The sequence below is a fragment of the Roseinatronobacter ekhonensis genome (assembly GCF_900499075.1).
GTDB classification, from domain to species: Bacteria; Pseudomonadota; Alphaproteobacteria; order Rhodobacterales; family Rhodobacteraceae; genus Roseinatronobacter; species Roseinatronobacter ekhonensis.
The window spans coordinates 1-2,760 of record NZ_UIHC01000123.1; the positions used below are offsets into that span (position 1 = coordinate 1).

The following is a 2,760-nucleotide window of genomic DNA, read 5'->3' on the forward strand; positions in this document are numbered from 1 at the left end:
GGCGGCAGCATCCGCTTCAGCACAGCCGTTTTTCGTTCCAGTGAATAGCCCAAGTCATCATCCTATCCCGCCCACCTGAGAAATAGAGGAAAAGTAGAGCAGCGGACAACATCCCTGACAGACGGGGGTGGTGGCTGGCTGCTTATGCTGGGCGGGTCTCCTTATTATCTGATTGCCGGACTTCTTTATCTGCTGGCGGCAGTGATGTTGTTTCAGGGCCGTGTCGCGGGCACGTGGATTGTTGCACTTGTCACCCTCGCGACGGCGATCTGGGCCTGGTGGGAAACCGGAGGCGACGGCTGGGATATGGTCCCAAGGTTGAGTGCGACGATGGTGCTAGCCGTTATGCTGTGCATTTGGTTGCCGCGTTTACGGAATACAGGCGGGATCGTGCGACATACCCCTTGGGCGCTGCCAGTAGCGACGTTGGCGGGCTTGGTGATCTGGGGCGCGGCCTTTGCCACCGGCGGCGAAAACAATGTTGTTACGGCAACGCGTTCCAGCACCGCGCAGGCAGACGGCACAGTGGTCGCAGATGCGTCGGGCGAGGACTGGCAAGCCTACGGCGGCACCAATGCTGCGATGCGGTATTCCACCCTTACGCAGATCACGTCCGAAAATGTCGGTGATCTTGAACTGGTTTGGGAATACCACACCGGCGACATGCCGGCGGGGGACACTGAAGGGAAATACTCTCCCGAAAACACACCCCTGAAAGTGGGCGACACAATTTACGTCTGCTCGGCAATGGGGATCATCACAGCGGTCGATCCGGTTTCGGGTGAGGAACGTTGGCGCTACGATCCTGCCGTTGCGCCGCAGTCGATCCCTTACGGCGCAACTTGCCGTGGCGTTGCCTATTTCGACGCGACAACAGCGACTGCGCCCAACCCGACTGACGACGCAGTACTGCCTGACACCGAGACCGCTGAATCGGACAGCCAACCCGTCCTCGCGGGGGACATTTGTTCCACAACGATCATCTACGGCACCCTGGACGCACGCCTGATCGCTATCGACGCGGCAACAGGTCTACCCTGTCCGGAGTTTGGCGATGCAGGAGAGGTCAATTTGCTCGACGGCCTCGGTGAAACGGTCCCGGGCTGGTATGCGATGACGTCCCCACCAACGATCGTGAATGGTATCGCGGTGCTTGGCGCGCAAGTGAAGGACGGTCAGGCCGAAGATGCGCCGTCCGGTGTGATCCGGGGCTATGACGCACGGACAGGAGATCTGGCATGGGTGTGGGATATGGGCGCTCCCGATCGTACCGGTGCCCCCGCCGAAGGGGATACCTACACGCGTGGAACGCCGAATATGTGGACAATCGCCGCCGGAGACGACGACCTCGGCTTGGTTTACCTGCCTATGGGCAACTCCTCAGTCGATTACTACGGCAGCAACCGCAGTTCGGCGGAGGACGAATTTTCGACATCGTTAGTCGCACTGGATGCCGCGACTGGTGGTGTCGCGTGGTCTTTCCAGACGGTCCACAATGATCTCTGGGACTACGATCTTGGCAGTCAACCGTCGCTTGTCGACTTTCCGGCGAACGGCGCCACTGTCCCTGCCATTATTTTGGCCAGCAAACAGGGCGATATCTATGTCCTTGATCGCGAAACTGGCGAACCGCTGACGGGGGTCGAAGAACGCCCTGTGCCGCAAGGTGGGGTCGAACCAGACTACCTGTCCCCGACACAACCGTTTTCGACATGGCATTCACTGGCCCGCGCCGACCTGACCGAAGCCGACATGTGGGGCATGACCGTTTTTGATCAGCTTTACTGTCGCATTCAGTTCCGTCAGGCCAATTACGAAGGCATGTATACGCCGCCAACTTCGGACGCACACTGGATCCAGTATCCCGGCTATAATGGCGGTTCGGATTGGGGCAGTCTGGCGATCGATCCAGAACGCGGCATCATCCTTGCCAACTACAATGATATGCCAAACTACAATCGCCTTGTTCCGCGTGAGGAGGCTGATGCGCTGGGTCTGCGCGCGATCAACGAACCGGACTCCGAGGGTAAGACCTCGCTGGGGGAGGCTGGTGCCCAAAAAGGATCGCCATACGCCATCGACGTCAATGCCGGATGGCGTGTCCCGTTCACCGGTCTACTTTGTAAGGAGCCCCCCTACGGCGGGTTGCGCGCCATAGATTTGGCAACAGGCGAAACGCTTTGGGATCATCCTTTCGGAACCGCACGCCGAAACGGTCCTTGGGGAATTCCGACCTTTATTCCCGCTGAATTAGGGACACCAAATAACGGCGGCGCTGTTGTAACAGCTGCTGGTCTCGCGTTTCTCGCTGCGGCAACAGATAATTTGTTCCGCGCCGTCGATATGACGACAGGGGAAACACTCTGGTCCGTTGTTCTTCCTGCGGGTGGTCAGGCCAATCCCTTTACCTACGAGGCTGACGGACGCCAGTATATTGGCATTATGGCAGGCGGGCATCATTTCATGGAAACCCCTGTCGGTGACTCCGTCCTTGTCTGGGCGCTACCGTGACGTCGACGATGCCAGCCGGTAGAAGTTGTTTTATGCGCTATACTTCTTCTACTCCAAAACCCGAAAGTTCTCGTGTGTTATGACGCGGAAGTTATCTGACACCTTGTCGCGGAATTTCTTCCATTCCTGCGGGATGGTCTCACGCATGAATGCAAGGATGGCGTCGGCGAATTGCTTCTGACTTCGGTAGTAGCGATTGTGGGTGACATAATGGTGCAAGACCGCCCAAAGACGTTCAATTGGATTGAG

1 protein-coding gene and 1 pseudogene are annotated in these 2,760 nt (G+C 58.0%); one reads left to right on the top strand and one right to left on the bottom strand.

The features are described 5' to 3' along the window. Positions 1-138 precede the first annotated feature (138 nt). Positions 139-2,511, top strand: coding sequence for a membrane-bound PQQ-dependent dehydrogenase, glucose/quinate/shikimate family (locus ROE7235_RS19195; RefSeq protein ID WP_370743980.1), 2,373 nt, complete (start codon positions 139-141; stop codon positions 2,509-2,511). 48 nt (positions 2,512-2,559) lie between these two features. On the opposite strand, the pseudogene ROE7235_RS19200 reads toward ROE7235_RS19195, so the two are convergent. Then, a pseudogene (locus ROE7235_RS19200) lies at positions 2,560-2,760 on the bottom strand (IS630 family transposase); the annotation flags it as partial.